Source organism: Micromonospora sp. M61 (assembly GCF_018070245.1).
GTDB classification, from domain to species: domain Bacteria; phylum Actinomycetota; class Actinomycetes; order Mycobacteriales; family Micromonosporaceae; genus Micromonospora; species Micromonospora zamorensis.
On record NZ_JAGPYA010000009.1, the window covers coordinates 104,371 to 127,367 of the forward strand.

At 72.4% G+C, this 22,997-nt stretch carries 3 protein-coding genes; all 3 read left to right on the forward strand.

Translation table 11 applies throughout. The features are described from left to right. Positions 1 to 6 precede the first annotated feature (6 nt). Genes KBX34_RS33430 through scpA form a run of 3 tightly spaced genes read left to right on the forward strand, consistent with a single transcriptional unit; the run spans position 7 to position 22,869 of the window. On the forward strand, positions 7 to 18,948 hold the full coding sequence (locus tag KBX34_RS33430) for a type I polyketide synthase (protein WP_374223666.1): 18,942 nt from the start codon (positions 7 to 9) through the stop codon (positions 18,946 to 18,948). Positions 18,949 to 18,976: 28 nt separating this feature from the next. Beyond that, positions 18,977 to 20,746: a methylmalonyl-CoA mutase subunit beta gene (locus KBX34_RS07655; protein ID WP_210924093.1), complete on the forward strand. Its 1,770-nt coding sequence runs from the start codon at positions 18,977 to 18,979 to the stop codon at positions 20,744 to 20,746. Next, complete coding sequence (gene scpA, locus KBX34_RS07660; RefSeq protein WP_210924095.1) at positions 20,743 to 22,869, forward strand: methylmalonyl-CoA mutase; 2,127 nt, start codon at positions 20,743 to 20,745, stop codon at positions 22,867 to 22,869. The genes KBX34_RS07655 and scpA overlap by 4 nt, the downstream gene beginning before the upstream one ends. The last annotated feature ends 128 nt before the right edge of the window (positions 22,870 to 22,997 follow it).

The following is a 22,997-nucleotide window of genomic DNA, read 5'->3' on the forward strand; positions in this document are numbered from 1 at the left end:
GGACAGGTGATTCCCATGGCGAACGAAGATCGGCTCCGCGAATACCTCAAGCGCGTCACCGCCGAACTGCACGAGACCAGCGAGCGGTTGCAGGAAGTGGAGGCCCGGCACCGCGAGCCGATCGCCATCATCGCCATGAGCTGCCGGTTCCCCGGTGGCGTGGACTCCCCGGAGTCGCTGTGGCAGCTCGTCGACTCGGGTGTCGACGCCATCGGGGAGTTCCCCGCCGAACGCGGCTGGGAGGTGGAGAAGCTCTACCACCCCGACCCGGACCACCCCGGTACGTCGTACACCAGGCACGGTGGCTTCCTGCACGACGCCGGTGACTTCGACCCCGCGTTCTTCGGCATCTCACCTCGGGAGGCGCTGGCCACCGACGCGCAGCAGCGCCTGCTGCTGGAGACGTCCTGGGAGGCCTTCGAGCGCGCCGGGGTCGACCCGGTCGCCCTCAAGGGCAGCCGGACCGGGGTCTTCACCGGGGTGATGTACCACGACTATGCCGCGCTGGTCGGCGAGCTGGGCGACTCCGCTGAGGGTTCGCTGGGCACCGGCAGCACCGGCAGCATCGCGTCCGGCCGGATCGCCTACACGTTCGGCCTTGAGGGCACCGCCGTCACCGTCGACACCGCCTGCTCGTCGTCCCTGGTCGCCTTGCACCTGGCCGCCCAGGCGCTGCGCCAGGGTGAGTGTGACCTCGCGCTGGCCGGCGGCGTCACGGTGATGGCCACCCCCGGAGCGTTCCTGGCCTTCTCCCGCCAGCGGGGCCTCGCCCCGGACGGCCGCTGCAAGCCGTTCTCCGACGACGCCGACGGAACCGGTTGGGGTGAAGGCGTCGGCATGCTGCTGGTGGAGCGGCTCTCCGACGCGGTCCGCAACGGGCACCCGGTGCTCGCCGTGGTGCGGGGGAGCGCGGTCAACCAGGACGGCGCCTCGAACGGCCTGACCGCCCCGAACGGGCCGTCGCAGCAACGCGTCATCCGGGCCGCGCTGACCAACGCCGGCCTGGGCACCGCCGACGTCGACGCGGTCGAGGCCCACGGCACCGGCACGACGCTGGGCGACCCGATCGAGGCGCAGGCGCTGCTGGCCACCTACGGTCAGGACCGTCCGGCCGACCAGCCGCTGTGGCTCGGCTCGGTCAAGTCGAACATCGGCCACACCCAGGCCGCCGCCGGTGTCGCCGGCATCATCAAGATGGTCATGGCGATGCGCCACGGCCGGATTCCCCGCAGCCTGCACGCCGACCAGCCGTCCACGCACGTCGACTGGACCGCCGGAGCGGTCCGCGTCGCCGCCGAGCCCCAGCCGTGGCCGCAACGCCCCGGACCCCGCCGCGCGGGTGTCTCCTCGTTCGGCGTGTCCGGCACCAACGCCCACATCATCCTCGAAGAGCCCGCGCCGGCCGCCGTCCCGGCGGGGGAGCGGCCCCCGGCCGGCGGGGTGGTGCCATGGGTGATCTCGGCGCGCTCCCCGGAGGCGTTGCGCGGGCAGGCCGCCCGGCTCGTGCCGGTGGAGGCCGACCCGGTGGATGTCGGGTTCACCCTGGCCGCGCACCGCACGGCACACCCGCAGCGCGCGGTGGTGTTCGGGCCGGAGGAACTGGCGGCGCTGGCCAACGGTGAGCCGGGGCCGATCATCGGGTCGGTGGTGCGCGGGAAGACGGCGTTCGTGTTCTCCGGTCAGGGGTCGCAGCGGCCGGGTATGGGCCTGGAGTTGGCGTCCACGTTCCCGGTGTTCGCGGAGGCGTTCGACGCGGCCTGCGCGGAGCTGGACCTCCACCTCGACCGCCCGATCCGCGAGGTGATCGCCGAGGGCGACGACCTGGACCAGACCGTCTACACGCAGACCGCCCTGTTCGCCGTCGAGGTCGCTCTGTTCCGCCTCGTCGAGTCGTTCGGCGTCGCCCCGGACTACCTGGTCGGACATTCGATCGGTGAGATCGCCGCCGCGCACGTGTCCGGGGTGCTGTCCCTGGCCGACGCCGCGAAGCTGGTCGCGGCCCGAGGCCGGCTGATGCAGGCACTGCCGGCCGGTGGGGTGATGGTCGCGGTGCGGGCCACCGAGGCCGAGGTGCTGCCGCTGCTGACCGACGGGGTGTCCATCGCCGCCATCAACGGTCCCCGCTCGGTGGTGCTGTCTGGTGCCGCCGACGAGGTCGCCGCGGTGGCGGCGAACTTCAAGAAGTCCAAGCGCCTGCGCGTGAGCCACGCGTTCCACTCGGTGCTGATGGAGCCGATGCTGGCCGAGTTCGCTCAGGTCGCGGGTTCGTTGACCTACGCGCAGCCGCGGATCCCGGTCGTGTCCAACGTGACCGGGCAGGTCGCGGAGGCGCAGGATGCGGCGTACTGGGTGCGGCACGTGCGGGAAGCGGTCCGCTTCGCCGACGGCATCGCCACCCTGGAGGGCCTGGGCGTCGCGACGTTCGTCGAGATCGGCCCGGACGGGGTCCTGTCGGCCATGGGCGCGGACTGCGTCAGCGACGCGGTGTTCGTACCCGTGCAACGCTCTGACCGCGACCAACCGACCACGCTGCTGACCGCCCTCGCCCAGGCCTTCGTGCGCGGTGTCGCGGTCGACTGGACCGGTTGCTACCCCGGCGCGCGGCGCGTCGACCTGCCCACCTACGCCTTCCACCATCAGCGTTTCTGGCCGGTCGGCACCGGCACGCCCACCGGCAGCGGCGGCACCGGCCACCCGATGCTGGACACCGCCATCACCCTCGCCGGCGCGGACGAACTCGTCGTCACCGGCCGGTGGACTCTCGCCACCCAGCCCTGGCTCGCCGACCACGCCCTCTCCGGGACGGTCGTCGTCCCCGGAGCGGCCCTCGTCGACCTGGCCCTCGCCGCCGGCGACCGGGTCGGCTGCGACCGGGTCGAGGAACTCACCACCGGAACACCGCTCACCCTCGGCAGCGACGCCGTGCACGTCCAGGTCCGGGTCGGACCCGCCGACACCGACGGGCGTCGTGCCGTCGGCATCCACGCGAGCCCCGACGGCGAGTCGTGGGTCGAGCACGCCGCCGGCGTACTCATGCCTGACCGTGGCGCGGCGAACCCGCCGCCGACCACCTGGCCGCCGTCCGGCGCGGCCGCCGTCGCCCTGGACGGCCTCTACGAGGCCTTCGCCGACCGCGGCCTGGTCTACGGCCCGACCTTCCGCGCGCTGCGCGCCGCGTGGCGTGACCACGAGCAGGTGTACGCGGACATCGCCTTCGACGACACCGTGCAGACCGAAGGCTTCCAGCTGCACCCGGCGGCCCTCGACGCCGCCCTGCACGCCATCGGCGCCGGTGACCTGCTGCCCGCCCACGCCGACGGCGCCAGCGTGCCCTTCAGCTGGTCCGGCGTCACCCTGCACGCGATCGGCGGCGCCGCCGTCCGCGCCCGGATCCGCTCCCTCGGCGCCGACGCCGTCCGACTGGACCTCACCGACGCCACCGGCCAGCCGGTCCTCACCGTCGACCGTCTCGTCCTGCGCCCGCTCACCACCCCGACCGTCGGCGCCGCCACCGCCGACGCGCTGCTGCACCTCGGCTGGCTTCCGCTGGCGCCGTCCGCCGCGAGCGTCACCGGCCCGGTGGTGATCCACCGGGTCGACCCCGCCGGCAACGACGTCGTCACCGGCACCCACGACCGCGCCGCCGCCGTCCTGGAAACCCTCCAGTCCTGGCTGGGCGCCGGACCGCAGGAAGGCGAACGGCTGGTCGTCGTCACGACCGGCGCGGTCGCCACTGCCGGCGAGCCGGTCACCGACCCCGGGGCCGCAGCCGTCTGGGGACTCGTCCGGGCGGCTCAGTCCGAGCACCCCGGTCGCGTCGTCCTGGTCGACGTCGACGGCACGGACGAGTCCGAGGCGGCACTGCCGGGGCTGCTCGCCACCGGGGAGCCGCAGGCCGCGTTGCGCGACGGCGACGCGACCACGCCACGGCTCACCCGACCACCGTCCGGCACCGAGCCGCGGGCTCTCGATCTGGCCGACGGCACGGTGCTGGTCACCGGCGCCACCGGGCAGCTCGGCCGGTACGTGGCGCGGCACCTGGTAACGGCGCATGGCGTACGTGACCTGCTGCTGCTGAGCCGCCGTGGCGCTGACGCACCGGGTGCGGCGGAACTCCTGGCGGAGTTGTCCGAGCTGGGAGCGTCCGCGCGGCTGGTCGCGGTGGACGTGGCCGACCGGGCGGCACTGGCCGAGGTGGTCGCCGACGCCCCGGAGCTGTCCGGCGTGGTGCACGCGGCCGGTGTGCTCGACGACGGCGTCGTCACCGGGCTGTCCGCGGAGCGGTTGTCGGCGGTGTTGCGGGCGAAGGTGGATGCGGGGTGGTATCTGCACGAGTTGACGCGGGATCGGGAGTTGTCGGCGTTCGTGTTGTTCTCGTCGGCTGCGGGGGTGTTCGGCAACGCGGGCCAGGGCGCGTACGCGGCCGGCAACGCGTTCCTCGACGGCCTCGCACAGCACCGCCACGGGCTCGGACTGCCGGGCACCTCGCTGGCCTGGGGACCCTGGGACGTAGGCATGGCGGCCGGCATCGACGCCGCCGACCGGGAACGCCTCCTCCGGGGCGGCGCCCGGGAACTCACCGCGGAGCAGGGCCTCGCGCTCTTCGACCGGGCGGCTGCCGAGGACACGGCCGTCACCGTGCCGGTGCGGCTCGACCTGCGGGCGATCCGGGCAGCCGGGGCCGTCCCGGCCGTCCTCCAGCACCTGGTACGCGTCCGTCGTACCGCTGCGGCCTCCGCGCCGCTGCGTGACCGCCTCGCGAACCTCGATCATGCGGCTCGGCGGGCTGTTCTTTTGGAGGTGGTGTCGTCGCGGGTGGCGGTGGTTCTGGGTCATCCGCAGGGGTGGTCGGTGGATGGTGGTCAGGCGTTTGGTGAGTTGGGTTTTGATTCGTTGACGGCGGTGGAGTTTCGGAATGGGTTGGCGGCGGTGACCGGGTTGCGGTTGTCGGCGACGACGGTGTTCGACTATCCGACTCCGGACGCGCTGGTTGATCACTTGATAGGTGAGTTGGTCGGGGCGGCTGCGGTTGTTCCGGTTGCGGCGGCGGTGGCTGTGGATGAGCCGATCGCGATCGTCGGGATGGCCTGCCGTTTCCCGGGTGGCGTGGACTCTCCCGAGAGCCTCTGGCGGTTGGTCGAGTCCGACGGTGAGGGGACAGGCGACTTCCCTACGGATCGCGGTTGGGATCTGGAGACGCTGGCGGAGACGTCCCTGACGGGCCGGGGCGGTTTCCTGCCGAACGCGGCCGATTTCGACGCCGAGTTCTTCGGCATTTCGCCGCGTGAGGCGTTGGCCATGGACCCGCAGCAGCGGTTGTTGCTGGAGGCGAGTTGGGAGGCGTTGGAGCGGGCCGGAATTGAACCGTCCTCCTTGCGCGGATCGGACACGGGAGTGTTCGCCGGTCTGATGTACCACGACTACGCCGGCCTGGCACAGCAGAGCCCCGATGGTCTCGAGGGCTTTTTGGGGACGGGTAATTCGGGGAGTGTGGTGTCGGGTCGGGTTTCGTATTCGTTTGGGTTTGAGGGTCCGGCGGTGACGGTGGATACGGCGTGTTCGTCGTCGTTGGTGGCGTTGCATTTGGCGGTGCAGGCGTTGCGTGGTGGTGAGTGTTCGTTGGCGTTGGCTGGTGGGGTGACGGTGATGGCGACGCCGTCGGCTTTTGTGGAGTTTTCGCGGCAGCGTGGGTTGTCGGTGGATGGTCGGTGTCGGTCGTTTGCGGAGGGTGCGGAGGGGACGGGTTGGTCTGAGGGTGTGGGTGTGTTGTTGGTGGAGCGGTTGTCGGATGCGGTGCGGGGTGGGCATCGGGTTTTGGCGGTGGTGCGGGGGAGTGCGGTTAATCAGGATGGTGCGTCGAATGGTTTGACGGCGCCGAATGGTCCGTCTCAGCAGCGGGTGATTCGGGCGGCGTTGGGTGCTGCGGGGTTGTCTGCCGGTGATGTGGATGTGGTGGAGGCGCATGGGACGGCGACGAGGTTGGGTGATCCGATCGAGGCGCAGGCGTTGTTGGCGACCTATGGTCAGGGCCGGCCCGAAGACCGGCCGTTGTGGCTCGGTTCAATCAAGTCGAATCTGGGTCATACGCAGGCCGCGGCGGGTGTTGCGGGGATCATCAAGATGGTTGAGGCGATGCGGCATGGGGTGTTGCCGCGCACGTTGCATGTGGATGCTCCGACGTCGCAGGTGGACTGGTCGGCCGGTGCGGTTCGGCTGTTGACCGAGGCCCAGCCGTGGTCGGCCGACGGACGCCCACGCCGGGCTGGGGTGTCGTCCTTCGGGATCTCCGGCACCAACGCCCACGTCATCATCGAAGAGCCGCCCACCGTCGACGTCTCCTCCGAGGCGAAGCCGGAAGCACCCGAGGTGGTGCCGTGGGTGCTGTCGGCCCGGTCGCCGGAGGCGTTGCAGGGGCAGGCCTCCCGGCTCGTGTCGGTGGAGGCGGACCGGGTGGATGTCGGGTTCACCCTGGCTGCACACCGTACGACGCACGCCCATCGGGCGGTGGTGTTCGGGCCGGAGGAACTGGCGGCGCTGGCCGCTGGTGAGTCGGGTCCGGTCACCGGGTCGGTGGTGCGCGGGAAGACGGCGTTCGTGTTCTCCGGTCAGGGGTCACAGCGGCCGGGCATGGGTCTGGAGTTGGCGTCGTCGTTCCCGGTGTTCGCCGAGGCGTTCAATGCGGCCTGCGCCGAACTGGACCTCCACCTCGACCGGCCGATCCGCGACGTGATCGCCGAGGGAACCGAACTGGATCAGACCGTCTACACCCAGACCGCCCTGTTCGCGGTCGAGGTCGCCCTGTTCCGCCTGGTCGAGTCGTTCGGCGTCACCCCGGATTACCTGGTGGGGCACTCGATCGGTGAGATCGCGGCGGCGCACGTGGCCGGGGTGCTGTCCCTGCCCGACGCCGCGAAGCTGGTCGCGGCCCGAGGCCGGCTGATGCAGGCATCGCCGACGGGCGGGGTGATGGTCGCGGTTCGGGCCACCGAGGCTGAGGTGCTGCCGCTGCTGACCGACGGCGTGTCCGTCGCGGCTATCAACGGTCCGCGTTCCGTGGTGCTCTCCGGCACGGAAGGCGAGGTCGCCGCGGTGGCGGCGAACTTCAAGAAGTCGAAGCGGCTGCGGGTCAGTCACGCGTTCCACTCGGTGCTGATGGAGCCGATGCTCGCCGACTTCGCGCAGGTGGCGGGGTCGTTGACCTACGCGCAGCCCCGGATCCCGTTGGTGTCGAACCTGACCGGGCAGGTCGCGGACACGCAGGACGCCGACTACTGGGTGCGACACGTGCGGGAAGCAGTCCGCTTCGCCGACGGCATCGCCACCCTGGAAGCCTCAGGCGTGACCACGTTCGTGGAGATCGGCCCCGACGGCGTCCTGTCGGCCATGGGCGCGGACTGCGTGACGGACGCGGTGTTCGTACCCGTGCAACGCTCTGACCGGGACCAACCGACCGCCCTGCTCACCGCCCTGGCTCAGGTCTTCGTGCGCGGCGTCGCGGTCGACTGGACGCCGTGCCTGACCGGCGGACGCCTGATCGACCTACCCACCTACGCCTTCCAACACCAGCGCTACTGGCCGACCGCGCCCGACACCGCCACCGACGCGGCCGGCATCGGACTCGCGACCGTCGACCACCCGTTCTGGGCCGCCGCCGCCGACCTGCCCGAGCAGGACAGCGTGCTCCTCACCGGCCGCCTTTCCGCCCGCGCCCAGCCCTGGCTGGCCGACCACGTGATCGGCGGCGCACTGCTGGTGCCCGGTGCCGCGCTGGTCGACCTCGCACTGGCCGCCGGCGACCACGCCGGCCTGAACCACCTCGACGAACTCACCATCGAAGCCCCGATGGTGCTGCCCACCAGCGGCGGCACCCTGACCATCCGCGCCGTGGTCGGCCCGCTCACCGGGGACAACCCGGCCGCGAACGGCGAGCGGCGCGACATCACGCTCTACGCCCGCCCGGACGACACCGGCGAATGGCAGCGACACGCCTCCGGCACCCTCACCACCGTCGAGGCGGTCGACACCCGGGGTCACTGGACGCCGGGAGCAACCGACGAGGTGTCGGTCGACGGCGTCTACCCCGGCTTCGCGAAGGTCGGGTTCGACTACGGGCCGCACCTGCGGGGCCTGCACGGTGCGTGGCGCCGCGACGGTGAGCTGCTCGCCGACGTGGCCCTCGCCGACGACCTCACCCCGGACGGTTTCCTGCTGCACCCCGCGCTCCTCGACGCCGCCCTGCACGGCCTCGCCCTGGGTGTCCTCGACGGCGACACGACCGGCCTCCCGTTCTCCTGGACCGGCGTCACCGTGCACGCCACCGGGGCGCGCGCGGCCCGGGTACGCATCAGCCGGTCCGGCACCGACGCGGTCACCCTCGATCTGCGCGACGCCGAGAACCGGCCCGTCGCCACAGTGGACCGGCTCGTGCTGCGCCCCTACACGCCGACGACGGGCGCGACGCTGCGCCCGTACCGGATGGAATGGACGCCGATCCCCCAGCTCGACGTCCCCGCGACACTGCTCACCGACCACGCGGATCTGGCCGCGACGCTGGCCGCCGGCCGCGTGCCGGCCGGCCCTGTCCTCTGGTACGCCGAGCCCGGCCCCGCCGCCGACCCCGTGATCGCCGCGCACGCCGCCACCACCCGCGCCCTGGAGGTGCTGCAGTCCTGGGTGGCCGACGAGCGGCTCGCCGGTGTGCGGCTGGTCGTCGCGACCCGGCACGCCGTGCAGACCGGCGACGAGCCGTTGACCGATCTCGCCGGTGCCGCCGTGCACGGGTTGGTGCGCAGCGCCCAGGCCGAACACCCGGACCGGTTCGTGCTGGTCGACATCGACGACGGGCCCGGGTCCGTTGCGCTGCTCCCCGCCGCCGCGCACTGCGGTGAGCCGCAGCTGGCGATCCGCGGCGGAGTGGTCAGCGTGCCGCGACTCGTCCGACCGCCGGCCGAGGAACCGCGCCCGTTCTCCTTTGGCACCGGGACGGTGCTGGTCACCGGCGCGTTGGGCACGCTCGGCCGACTCGTGGTGCGACACCTGATCACCACCCACGGTGTGCGCGACCTGTTGCTGGTCAGCCGTCGCGGCGCGGAATCCCCCGGAGCGACCGAGTTCCTGGCGGACCTCGCCGGGCTCGGTGCGTCCGCCCGGCTGGTGGCCGCGGACGCGACCGATCGGACCGCACTGTCCCAGGCCATCGCCGAGGCACCGGAGCTGACCGGCGTCGTACACCTCGCCGGTGTGCTCGACGACGGCGTCGTCACCGGGTTGTCCGCGGAGCGGTTGTCGGCGGTGTTGCAGGCGAAGGTGGATGCGGGGTGGTATCTGCACGAGTTGACGCGCGATCGGGAGTTGTCGGCGTTCGTGTTGTTCTCGTCGGCTGCGGGGGTGTTCGGCAACGCGGGCCAGGGCGCGTACGCGGCCGGCAACGCGTTCCTCGACGCCCTCGCACAGCACCGCCACGGGCTGGGACTCCCAGCGATCTCTCTCGCCTGGGGGCTCTGGGCCGACGCCAGCGACCTGAGCGCGAACGCCGACCAGCGGCGCCTCGGCCGTGGCGGGGTGCTCCCGCTGACCGCCGAGCAGGGACTCGCCCTGCTTGACGCCGGCTGTGTGTCGTCACCGCCGGTCAGCGTGCCGATCCTCCTGGACCTCGCGGCGGTCGCCGCGTCTGGCAGCGTGCCCGCGCTCCTGCGGCGCCTGGTCCGGCCCGCGCGCAGGGTGGCCGCCGCCGCGACCGACACGTCGTCGCTGCGAGCCCGGCTCGCCGACCTCGATCATGAGGCTCGTCGGGCTGTGCTTTTGGGTGTGGTGTCGTCGCGGGTGGCGGTGGTTTTGGGTCATTCGCCGGGGTGGTCGGTGGATGGTGGTCAGGCGTTTGGTGAGTTGGGTTTTGATTCGTTGACGGCGGTGGAGTTTCGGAATGGGTTGTCGGCGGTGACCGGGTTGCGGTTGTCGGCGACGACGGTGTTCGACTATCCGACTCCGGATGCACTGGTTGATCACTTGATAGGGGAGTTGGTTGGGGCGGCTGCGGTTGTTCCGGTTGCGGCGGCGGCGGTGGCTGTGGATGAGCCGATCGCGATCGTCGGGATGGCCTGCCGTTTCCCGGGTGGGGTGGATTCCCCCGAGAGCCTCTGGCGGATGGTCGAGTCCGACGGAGAAGGGATCACCGACTTCCCGACCGATCGTGGCTGGGACCTGGAGACGCTGTTCGACCCGGACGAGTCTCGGACGGACACCTCGTACACGCGCCGGGGTGGCTTCCTCTCCACCGCCGCCGAGTTCGACGCGGAGTTCTTCGGGATCTCACCGCGCGAGGCGTTGGCCATGGACCCGCAGCAGCGACTGTTGCTGGAGGCGAGCTGGGAAGCCGTGGAACGGGCCGGAATCGACCCGCATTCCTTGCGCGGATCCGACACCGGGGTGTTCGCCGGCTCGATGTACCACGACTACGGGCCATTCGCACAGCAGAGCCCCGACGGTCTCGAGGGATTCCTGGGGACGGGTAATTCGGGGAGTGTGGTGTCGGGTCGGGTTTCGTATTCGTTTGGGTTTGAGGGTCCGGCGGTGACGGTGGATACGGCGTGTTCGTCGTCGTTGGTGGCGTTGCATTTGGCGGTGCAGGCGTTGCGTGGTGGTGAGTGTTCGTTGGCGTTGGCTGGTGGGGTGACGGTGATGGCGACGCCGTCGGCTTTTGTGGAGTTTTCGCGGCAGCGTGGGTTGTCGGTGGATGGTCGGTGTCGGTCGTTTGCGGAGGGTGCGGAGGGGACGGGTTGGTCTGAGGGTGTGGGTGTGTTGTTGGTGGAGCGGTTGTCGGATGCGGTGCGGGGTGGGCATCGGGTTTTGGCGGTGGTGCGGGGGAGTGCGGTTAATCAGGATGGTGCGTCGAATGGTTTGACGGCGCCGAATGGTCCGTCTCAGCAGCGGGTGATTCGGGCGGCGTTGGGTGCTGCGGGGTTGTCTGCCGGTGATGTGGATGTGGTGGAGGCGCATGGGACGGCGACGAGGTTGGGTGATCCGATCGAGGCGCAGGCGTTGTTGGCGACCTATGGTCAGGGCCGGCCCGAAGACCGGCCGTTGTGGCTCGGTTCAATCAAGTCGAATCTGGGTCATACGCAGGCCGCGGCGGGTGTTGCGGGGATCATCAAGATGGTTGAGGCGATGCGGCATGGGGTGTTGCCGCGCACGTTGCATGTGGATGCTCCGACGTCGCAGGTGGACTGGTCGGCCGGTGCGGTCCGGTTGTTGACCGAGGCCCAGCCGTGGTCGGCTGACGGACGCCCACGTCGGGCGGGGGTGTCGTCGTTCGGGATCTCCGGCACCAACGCCCACGTCATCCTGGAGGAACCCCCCTCGACAGCGGCCCCGGCCCAGGAGAGGCCCCCGACCAACGAGATGGTGCCGTGGGTGCTGTCGGCCCGGTCGCCGGAGGGTTTGCGGGGTCAGGCGTCGCGGTTGGCGTCGGTGGCGGGTGTGGATCCGGTGGATGTCGGGTTCTCGTTGGTGTCGTCGCGGTCGTTGCACGCGCATCGGGCGGTGGTGTTCGGGTCGGAGGAGCTGGCCGCGCTGGCCGCTGGTGAGTTGGGTCCGGTCGTCGGATCGGTGGTGCGTGGCAAGGCGGCGTTCGTGTTCTCCGGTCAGGGGTCGCAGCGGCCGGGCATGGGTCTGGACCTCTACGACACGTTCCCGGTGTACGCGGAAGCGTTCGACGCGGCGTGCGCCGAACTGGACCGTCACCTCGACCGTCCGATCCGCGACGTGATCTCCGAGGGAACCGAACTGGATCAGACCGTCTACACGCAGACCGCCCTGTTCGCCGTCGAGGTCGCCCTGTTCCGGCTGGTCGAGTCGTTCGGCGTCACCCCGAACTACCTGGTGGGGCACTCGATCGGTGAGATCGCCGCCGCGCATGTTTCCGGGGTGCTGTCCCTGCCCGACGCGGCGAAGCTGGTCGCCGCCCGGGGCCGACTGATGCAAGCCCTTCCGACCGGTGGGGTGATGGTCGCGGTGCGGGCCACCGAGGCGGAGGTGCTGCCGCTGCTGACCGACGGGGTGTCCGTCGCGGCGATCAACGGTCCCCGCTCGGTGGTGCTCTCCGGCGTGGAAGGCGAGGTCGCCGCTGTCGCCGCCCACTTCGAGAAGTCGAAGCGTCTGCGGGTCAGCCACGCGTTCCACTCGGTGCTGATGGAGCCCATGCTCGCCGAATTCGCACAGATCGCCGAAACGTTGACCTACGCGCAGCCCCGGATCCCGGTCGTGTCCAACGTGACCGGGCAGCTCGCGGAGACGCAGGACGCCGGCTACTGGGTGCGGCACGTACGGGAGGCGGTCCGGTTCGCCGACGGCATCGCCACCCTGGAGGGCTTGGGCGTCGCGACGTTCGTCGAGATCGGCCCGGACGGGGTGCTCTCGGCGATGGGCGCGGACTGTGTGACGGATGCGGTGTTCGTACCCGTGCAACGCTCTGACCGCGACCAACCGACCGCCCTGCTCACCGCCCTGGCGCAGGTCTTCGTGCGCGGCGTCGCGGTGGACTGGACGCCGTGCCTGACCGGCGGACAACTGATCGACCTGCCCACCTACGCCTTCCAACACCAGCGCTACTGGCCGACGCCCGGCACCCAGGCGACGAACCCCACCGACGCCGCCTTCTGGGACGCCGTCGAACGGGCGGACCTCGACGCCCTCACCGCGACCCTGAAACTCGACGACAGCGCCGCCCTCACCCCACTGCTGCCGGCCCTGGCCTCCTGGCGCCGCGACAACACCGCCGGGGCGCTCGGCCGCTACGGCATCGACTGGGCCCCGCTGCCGTCGACCGCCGCACCCACCGGGACCTGGCTGATCGCCGAACCGGCCGGTGACACCCGCGTCTCGGACGCCCTCGCCGCAGCCGGCCTGGACCTGCGGCGCGGCACCCCAGACGAGGCCACGATGCGGGACGTCACCGGCGTGGCCGCCGTGGTGGACGACCCCGCGCAGGCCCTGCACGCCGTGCAGACCCACCAGTCCCTGCGCACCGACAGCCCGCTCTGGCTGATCACCAGCGGCGCCGTGGCCGCCGGCCCGCACGACCCGGCGCCCACCCCGCCCGCCGCGGCCGTCTGGGGTCTCGGCCGAGTCGTCGCCCTGGAACTCCGCCGTGGGTGGGGCGGCGTCGTCGACCTGCCCGCCGGCCCGGTCGACGGACGGTTGCTCGCCGCCGCGCTGACCGGCTCCGGGGGCGAGGACCAGATTGCCGTCCGCGACGGGCTCCTCGGCCGGCGACTCGTCCCGTCGGCCGGTACGGGTCGACCCTGGCAGCCGCGCGGCACCGTCCTGATCACCGGCGGCACCGGCGCGCTGGGCGCGCACGCCGCCCGGTGGGCCGCCGGCCACGGCGCCGACCACCTGGTCCTGCTCAGCCGCCGGGGGGAGGCGGCACCCGGGGCCCTCGACCTGCGCGACGAACTCGCCGCCGCCGGGGCGCGCGTCACGATCAGCGCCGTCGACCTGGCCGACCGGGACGCGCTCGGTGCGGTCGTCGCGGATCTGAACGCGGCGGGTGACACCGTCACCGCGGTGCTGCACACCGCAGGCGTCGCCACCCAAGCCCCGCTCGCGGAGCTGACCGCCGACGCCATCGCCGACGTCATGGCCGCCAAGGTGCTCGGCGCGACGCAGCTGGACGAGCTGTTCCGCGACACGCCGCTGGACGCCTTCGTGCTGTTCTCGTCCATCGCGGGTGTCTGGGGCAGCGGAGACCACGCCGCCTACGCGGCCGCCAACGCCGCCCTGGACGCGGTCGCCGAACAGCGCCGCTCCCGAGGGCTCACCGCTATTTCGATCGGCTGGGGCCCGTGGGCGGACGGGGGCATGGCCGCCGACAACGCCGTGGACGAGCAACTGCGCCGACGCGGCCTGCGCCCGATGGCCCCCGAACGGGCCCTGCGCGGGCTGCGCTCGGCGGTCACCGACGACCGTACGAGTATCGTCGTCGCCGACGTCGACTGGGCGACGTTCGCCCCGGCGTTCACCGCCGTCCGGCCGAGCCCGTTGCTCGACGGTGTTCCGGAGGTCCACGCCCTCACCGCCCAGCCGGAATCCGAGACGGACGACGGCTGGCGGACCGAGCTGCTGGCCCTCACCGGGACCGAGCGGACACACGCGGTGCTGGAGACCGTGCGGACACACGTCGCGGAGGTGCTCCGGCTGCCGGCGGCCCACGCGGTGGACCCCGGTCGTTCGTTCACCGAGATCGGCTTCGACTCGCTGACCGGCGTCGAGCTGCGCAACCGGCTCGGCACCGCCACGGGGCTGCGGCTGCCCACCACGCTGATCTTCGATCACCCGACGCCGGAGGCGCTCGCCGCGTACCTCGAGAACGAGGTTGCCGGGGTGACCGACGCGACGCCGGCCGCCGCCGTCGCGGGCCGCACCGACGAGCCGATCGCGATCGTGGCGATGTCCTGCCGCTTCCCCGGCGGCATCGGCTCGCCTGAGGAGCTGTGGCGGTTGCTCGCCGACGGTGGTGACGCCATCGGCGCCTTCCCCACCGACCGGGGCTGGGACCTGGACGCCCTCTACGACCCGGACCCGGACGCGGTCGGCACCACCTACGTCCGCGAGGGTGGCTTCCTGGCCGGGGCCACCGAGTTCGACGCCGGGTTCTTCGGCATCTCGCCCCGGGAGGCGCTGGCCATGGACCCGCAGCAGCGGCTGCTGCTGGAGACCGCGTGGGAGGCGTTCGAGCGCGGCGGTGTGCCGACCGACGCGCTGCGCGGAAGCCAGACCGGGGTGTTCGTCGGCACCAACAACCTCGACTACGGTCCGCTGCTCACCGGTGAGCAGGAAGCCGCCGAGGGCTACGTGAGCACCGGCAACGCGGCGAGCGTCGTCTCCGGGCGGATCTCCTACACCTTCGGGCTGGAGGGCCCTGCGGTCACTGTGGACACCGCCTGCTCGTCGTCGCTGGTCGCCTTGCACTGGGCGAGTCAGGCCCTGCGGCAGGGCGAGTGCGACCTTGCCCTGGCCGGCGGTGTCACAGTGATGTCGACCCCGGGCGCGTTCATCGAGTTCAGCCGCCAGCGTGGCCTGTCCGCCACGGCCCGGTGCCGGGCCTTCTCCGCTGGCGCGGACGGGACGATCTGGGGCGAGGGCGTCGGCATGCTCCTGCTGGAACGGCTCAGCGACGCCGTCGCCAACGGGCACCCGGTGCTCGCGGTGGTCCGGGGAAGCGCTGTCAACCAGGACGGCGCGTCGAACGGGCTGACCGCCCCGAACGGACCGTCGCAGCAACGGGTGATCCGGGCGGCCCTGGCCAACGCGGGTGTGTCGGCCGCCGACGTCGACGTGGTGGAGGCGCACGGCACCGGAACGAAACTCGGCGACCCGATCGAAGCGCAGGCGCTGCTGGCGACGTACGGGCAGGGTCGGTCCACCGACCAGCCGCTGTGGCTGGGGTCGGTGAAGTCGAACATCGGTCACACCCAGGCGGCGGCCGGTGTCGCCGGCATCATCAAGATGGTCGAGGCGATGCGGCACGAGACCCTGCCGCGTACGCTGCACGCCGACCAGCCCAGCCCGCACGTGGACTGGAGCGCGGGAGCGGTGGCGCTGCTCACCGAGGAGCAGCCGTGGGCGCGGACCGGCGACCGGCCGCGTCGGGCGGCGATCTCGTCGTTCGGGTTCAGCGGCACCAACGCGCACGCCGTGCTGGAGGAACCGCCAACCCCGCAGCCGTCGGTTGCCGCCGAGCCCGAGCAGCAGCAGGCGCCGGTGATGGCGCTGCCGCTGTCGGCGCGTACCGAGCCCGCGCTGCGTGAGCAGGGTGCGCGGCTGCGGCAGCGGCTCTCGGCGGGGGCCGATCCGAAGGACGTGATCCACTCGATCGCCACCACCCGCAGTGTCCTGGAGGAGCGGGCGGTGGTGGTCGGCGCCGACACCGACGCCCTGGTCGCGGCGCTTGACACCCTGGTCGCCGGCGGTGACCATGCCGCGCTGGTCACCGGTTCGGCGGTGCGTGGACGGACGGCGTTCGTCTTCTCCGGGCAGGGGTCGCAGCGCCCGGGCATGGGCCTGGAACTGGCCGCCACGTATCCCGTGTTCGCCGAGGCGTTCGACGCGGCCTGCGCGGAACTGGATCGTTACCTCGACCGGCCGTTGCGCGCGGTGATCGCCGACGGCGGCGAGCTGGACCAGACCGTCTACACGCAGACCGCCCTGTTCGCGGTCGAGGTGGCACTGTTCCGGCTGGTCGAGTCGTTCGGTGTGACGCCGGACTTCCTGGTGGGGCACTCGATCGGGGAGATCGCCGCCGCGCACGTCGCCGGGGTGCTGTCGCTGGCCGACGCGGCGAAGCTGGTCGCGGCGCGCGGTCGGTTGATGCAGGCGTTGCCCACTGGTGGGGTCATGGTTGCGGTGCGGGCCACCGAGGCCGAGGTGCTGCCTTTGCTGGTCGACGGGGTGTCCGTGGCGGCGGTCAATGGTCCTCGCTCGGTGGTGCTGTCCGGTGCCGCCGACGAGGTGGCATCTGTGGCCGCGCACTTTGAGAAGTCGAAGCGGCTCCAGGTTTCTCACGCGTTCCACTCGGTGTTGATGGAGCCGATGCTGGTGGAGTTCGCACAGGTTGCGGAGACGTTGACCTACGCGTCTCCGCGGATTCCGGTCGTCTCGAACGTGACGGGGCAGGTTGGTGAGACGCAGGACGCCGCGTACTGGGTGCGGCACGTGCGGGAGGCGGTTCGCTTCGCCGACGGCATCGCCACCCTGGAGAACCTGGGTGTCAGCACGTTCGTGGAGATCGGCCCGGACGGTGTGCTGTCGGCGATGGGCGCGGACTGCGTGACCGATGCGGTCTTCGTGCCGGTGCAACGCGCCGGCCGGGACCAGCCCACCACCTTCCTGACGGCTCTGGCCGGCGCCTTCGTCCGCGGGGTCGCCGTCGACTGGGACACGTGCAGCCCCGGCGGTCGGCGCGTCGACCTGCCCACCTACCCCTTCCAGCGCGTCCGCTTCTGGCCGTCCCCGGTCGAGCGGGCCTCCGTCGACCCGGTGGACAGCGAGTTCTGGCAGGCCGTCGAGGAGGGCGACCTCAGCCCATTGGGTATCACCGGAGACGGCAGCGACCTGCTGCCCGCCCTGACCGCCTGGCGTCAGGAACGGCGGGCCACCCGAGCCCGCGACTCGTGGCGCTACGAGGAGGCGTGGACCCCGACGACCCCGACCGCCACGACGGTCAGCGGGGCGTGGCTGGTGCTCGGCGACGACGCGTACCCGACTGTCGCCGCTGAAGCCCTCGCCGCGTCCGGCGCCGAGGTGCGTGGCGTCCCGGTCCTCGGCCTGGACCGCGCCGCCGTGGCCGACCAGCTCCGCCTGGCCGACGCCGGCGGTCCGATCGCCGGGGCCGTCGCGTCCGCTGGCACCCCCGAGGCCGCGCTCGTCCTCGTCCAGGCGTACGCCGACGCCGCTGTCGACGCGCCGCTCTGGATGGTGACCACCGCGGCCGTCGCCACCGACCCCGGTGACCCGCTCGACCCGTCCGCCGCGGCGGTGTGGGGACTGGGCCGGGTCGCCGCCCTGGAACTGCCGCACCGCTGGGGTGGCCTCCTGGACGTACCCGCCGACTGGGCCGGCGAGCACCTCGCCGCCGCGCTCGGTGGCGGTGAGGACCAGCTCGCCATTCGCGGCGACCGGGTGCTCGCCCGGCGCCTGCGGCACGCTCCCGCGCCCGTCGGCCGGTGGCGCCCGCGCGGCACGGTCCTGGTAGTCGGCGACACCAGCGGCGACATCGCCCGCTGGGCGGCGGCCGAGGGCGCCGACCGGGTGATCGTCACCGAGAGCATCACCGAGGTGGACCACGGCGTGGTCACCCTGGAAACCTGCACCGGCAACGACCGCGCCGACCTGGCCGACCTGCTGACCCGCGTCCGGGCCGACGGCGTCGCGCTGACGGCTGTCGTCCTCGCCGACCGCTCCGAGCCCGCCCCCACGCCCCTGACCGACACCGACCCCGACGCCTGGGACACCCCGGCGGTACGCCGGGCCCGGCACCTGACGGACCTGATCCACGAGGACTTGGACGCGTTCGTCGTCTTCACCTCGGTCGCCGGCACCTGGGGCGGCGGTCTACAGGCCGCCGCTGCGGTGGCCGCCACCACAGTGGAAGCACTCGCACAGCGGGCCGGCGGCACCGCGATCGCCTGGGGACCGTGGACCGGGAGCGACGAACGCCTGCGCCGCCACGGACTGAAGGCCCTCGCGCCGCACGCCGCCCTCGACGCGATGGCGGCTGCGGCAGCCACGGCCGGCCGGGTCGTCCTCGCCGACGTCGACTGGCCCCGGTTCGCGCTCGCCTTCACCGGCACCCGGCCCAGCCGGCTGCTCACCGACCTGCCCGAGGTGCCCGTCTCGGCGGCGGAGCAGGCCCCGGCCGGGGACGCCGGTGCCACCGCCGCGCTACGCGACGCGTGGCGCGCCCTGACCGAACCGGAACAGGATCGGGCGGCCCTCGACCTGGTACGCGGCACCGTCGCGGCCGTCCTGGGGCACGGCACCCTGGAAGCCGTCCCACCTACCCGGGCCTTCACCGAACTCGGCTTCGACTCGCTCACCGCGGTCGAGCTGCGCAACCGGCTCGGCCGGGTCACCGGCCTCAACCTGCCGCCCACGGCCGCATTCGACCACCCGACCGCGCTGGCCCTCGCCGGTCATATCCGGCACACGGTCATCGGCGATGGCCTGGACCTGACCGGCGGGCTTTTCGCCGAACTGGACCGTCTCGAAGCGGGCCTCGCCGTGTCCACACCGGACAGCACCACCCGCAGCCGGACGGTCCTGCGACTCCAGGCCTTCATCAACCGCCTCAACGACGTCGTCGAGCCGGTCACCGAGGAGGCACCACCGCTCGAAGAAGCCAGCGACGAGGAACTGTTCGCCTTCATCCGCAGTGAGCTCGGTCGCGCCTGAACGCGCCGGGACAAGGAGGAACACACTCATGACACGCGACTTCCCGGTGCCCGTCATCGAGGACTGGCAGCGGCTCACCCTCAGCGTGCTGCGCAGGTCCGGAAGAGCGGACGAGAACACCGCCGCGGGCGACGCCGCCGACCTGCTGGCCACCACCACGTACGACGGGTTCCCGCTGGCACCGCTCTACACCTCGCGGGACACCGCAGTGCCCGACGGGCTTCCCGGGCAGGCGCCGTTCACCCGCGGCGGCGGCCTCGGCGGCCGGTGGGACGTGCGTACCGTGCACACCGACCCCGACCCGGTACGCACCGCCGCGGCGGCCCGGGCCGACCTGCACGGCGGGGCGACCTCGCTGTGGCTGCGGGCTGCCGCCCCCGAGCAGTTGGGCGAGCTGCTCAGCGGTATCCCGCTGGACCGCACCGGCATCGTGCTCGGCGCCGGCACCGAGACCGACAAGGCCACCGCCGCCCTGCTGGACGTGGCCGCTCGGCAGACCATCGAGCCCCGGGTGTTGCGGGGGAACCTCGGCGCCGACCCGTACGGCGCGTTCGCGGCAACCGGCATCGAACCGGAACTCGGCGTCGCCGCGGACCTGGCGGCCCAGTCGGTGACGGCACACCCCGAGCTGCGGGCGCTGACCGTGGACGTGACCACGTATCACGACGCGGGCGGCAGCGACGCCGAGGAACTGGGCTGCGCGCTGGCCACCGGTGTCGCGTACCTGCGGGCGATGAGCGACCGGGGGATCCCGCTCACCAGGTCGCTCGACCAACTCGAGTTCCGCTACGCCGCGACCGCCGACCAGTTCGCCACGATCGCCAAGCTCCGGGCGGCCCGCCGACTCTGGCACCGGGTCACCGAGGTCGCCGGCGCGAACCGACAGTCGGCGCAGCGGCAGCACGCCGTCACCTCGGGCGCGATGATGACCGCCCGGGACCCGTGGAGCAACCTGCTGCGCACCACGCTCGCCTGTTTCGGCGCGGGCGTCGGCGGCGCCGGGGCGATCACCGTGCAGCCGTTCGACGTGGCCCTGGGTCGGCCCGACGAGTCGGCCCAGCGGATCGCCCGCAACACCCAGCTCATCCTGCTGGACGAGGCGCACCTGCACCGGGTCACCGATCCGGCCGGCGGGTCCTGGTACGTCGAGTCGCGCACCGACGAGCTGGCCCGGGTGGCGTGGGAGTGGTTCACCACGATCGAGAGGGCGGGCGGCATCGGGACGGCGCTGCGCAGCGGTCTGGTCGCGGACCGGCTGGCCGCGACCTGGGAGCGTCGGGCGACGCGTGTGGCCCGCCGCCAGGACGCGATCACCGGGGTCAGCGAGTTCCCCGATCTCGACGAGCAGGTCCCGGCCCGCCACGCCGTGCCACCGGCTCCGGTGGGCGGTCTGCCCCGCCACCGTTACGCGGAACGGTTCGAGGAGCTGCGCCGACGGGCCGACGGCGCGACCACGGCGCCGGTGGTGCACCTGGTCACGATCGGCCGGGCGTCCGACCACGGCGCCCGGGTCGCCTTCGCCGCGAACCTGTTCGCGGCCGGCGGCATCCGCACCGTGACGACCGCTGCCGACGAGCCGGTCCCGCCCGGTGCCGTGGCGTGCGTCTGCTCGTCCAACCGTCTCTACGCCGAGCAGGCCGCGTCGGTCACGGCCGCGCTCCGGCAGGCCGGCGCCGCGAAGATCTGGCTGGCCGGGCGGCCGGGCGGCCAGGCGGGCGTCGACGACCACCTGTACGCCGGGTGCGACGCCGTCCGCGTGCTGGAGACCACCCTCGACGACCTCGGAGTCCCGCGATGATCCCCTCGTACGCCGACGTCGAGCTCGGCACCCCACCCGCACCGAGCGGCCCCGCCCCGGAGTCGACAGATGTGTGGCAGACCCCGGAGGGGATCGGCGTCAAGCGGTTCTACACCGCCGACGACCTGGCCGGTGTGGACTTCCTCGACTCGCTGCCGGGCATCGCCCCGTTCGTGCGTGGTCCCTACCCGACCATGTACGCCACCCGCCCGTGGACGGTCCGCCAGTACGCGGGCTTCTCCACCGCGCAGGAGTCCAACGCCTTCTACCGGCGCAACCTGGCCGGCGGGCAGAAGGGACTGTCTGTGGCGTTCGACCTGGCCACCCACCGTGGTTACGACTCCGACCACCCCCGGGTGGCCGGTGACGTGGGCATGGCCGGCGTGGCGATCGACTCGATCCTCGACATGCGGGAGCTGTTCGCCGGCATCCCGCTGGACCGGATCAGCGTGTCGATGACCATGAACGGCGCGGTGCTGCCGATCCTCGCCCTCTACATCGTCGCCGCCGAGGAGCAGGGGGTCACGCCCGAGCAGCTGGCGGGGACCATCCAGAACGACATCCTCAAGGAGTTCATGGTCCGCAACACGTACATCTATCCGCCGGAGCCGTCGATGCGGATCGTGGCGGACATCTTCGCCTACATCTCGCAGCGGATGCCGCGGTTCAACTCGATCTCGATCTCCGGCTACCACATGCACGAGGCGGGGGCGACCGCCGACCTGGAGTTGGCGTACACCCTCGCCGACGGCGCCGAGTACGTGCGCGCCGGCAAGACCGCCGGGCTCGACGTCGACGCGTTCGCCCCCCGGCTGTCGTTCTTCTGGGCGGTCGGCATGCACTTCTTCATGGAGGTGGCGAAGCTGCGGGCCGGCCGCCTGCTGTGGGCACGGCTGCTGCGCGACGCCGGCGCGACCGACCCGAAGTCGCTGTCGCTGCGTACCCACTGCCAGACGTCCGGCTGGTCGTTGACCGCGCAGGACCCGTACAACAACGTGGTGCGCACCTGCGTCGAGGCGATGGCGGCGACCCAGGGCCACACGCAGTCGCTGCACACGAACGCGCTGGACGAGGCGTTGGCGCTGCCGACCGACTTCTCCGCCCGGATCGCCCGCAACACCCAACTGCTGCTCCAGCAGGAGTCGGGCACCACCCAGGTGATCGACCCGTGGGGCGGCAGCGCCTACCTGGAGCGGCTCACCCACGACCTGGCCCAGCGGGCGTGGGGTCACATCCGGGAGGTCGAGCAGGCCGGCGGCATGGCCCGAGCCATCGAGCAGGGGCTGCCCAAGCTGCGGATCGAGGAGGCCGCCGCGCGTACGCAGGCGCGGATCGACTCCGGTCGGCAGCCGGTGATCGGTGTGAACCGGCACCGACCGGTCGTGGAGGACCCGATCGAGGTGCGCAAGGTGGACAACACGGCGGTGCGCGCCGAGCAGGTCGCCAAACTGCGCCGCCTGCGGGCCGAACGCGACCAGCCGGCCTGCGACGCCGCCCTGGCCGCCCTTACCCGGGGCGCCACCGACCCGGCGGCCAACCTGCTCGACCTGGCGGTCACCGCCGCCCGGGCGCACGCCACCGTCGGGGAGATCTCCACGGCCCTGGAGACGGCGTTCGGCCGGCACGTCGCCCACATCCGTACGACCGAGGGCGTGTACCGCGACGAGGCGGGCACCGATCCCGGCGTCGCCCGGGCCCGCGACGCCGCCGACGCGTTCTCCGACCGGCGCGGGGTCCGTCCCCGGATCCTGGTCGCCAAGATGGGCCAGGACGGTCACGACCGTGGTCAGAAGGTGGTCGCCACGGCCTTCGCCGACCTGGGGTTCGACGTCGAGGTGGGTCCGCTTTTCCAGACCCCGGACGAGGTCGCCCGGCAGGCGGCCGACGCGGACGTGCACATCGTCGGCGTCAACTCGCTCGCCGCCGGCCACCTCACCCTGGTGCCCGCGCTGCGTGCGGCGCTGACAGCCCTGGGCCGCGCAGACATCATGATCGTGGTCGGTGGGGTGGTGCCGCCCGGTGACATCGCCGCGCTGCGCCGGGCTGGCGCCTCGGCGGTCTTCCCGCCCGGCACTGTCCTCGCCGAGGCCGCGGTGGACCTGTTGGAACGGCTTCAGCGATGAGTACGGTCGCGGGCTGACCCCGGACGACACGGTGGCCGCCTCCCACTCGGGAGGCGGCCACCGTGCTGTGCGGGCTGATTGTCGAGCGCTTCCGCGGCCATAAGTGGGGCTTGTGCTGGTCATTCGCT

What these genes read in the sequence shown, in the direction of transcription:
- scpA (WP_210924095.1), top strand. Translation starts at nt 20,743, where the DNA reads ATGATCCCCTCGTACGCCGACGTCGAGCTCGGCACCCCACCCGCACCG.
- KBX34_RS07655 (WP_210924093.1), top strand. Translation starts at nt 18,977, where the DNA reads ATGACACGCGACTTCCCGGTGCCCGTCATCGAGGACTGGCAGCGGCTC.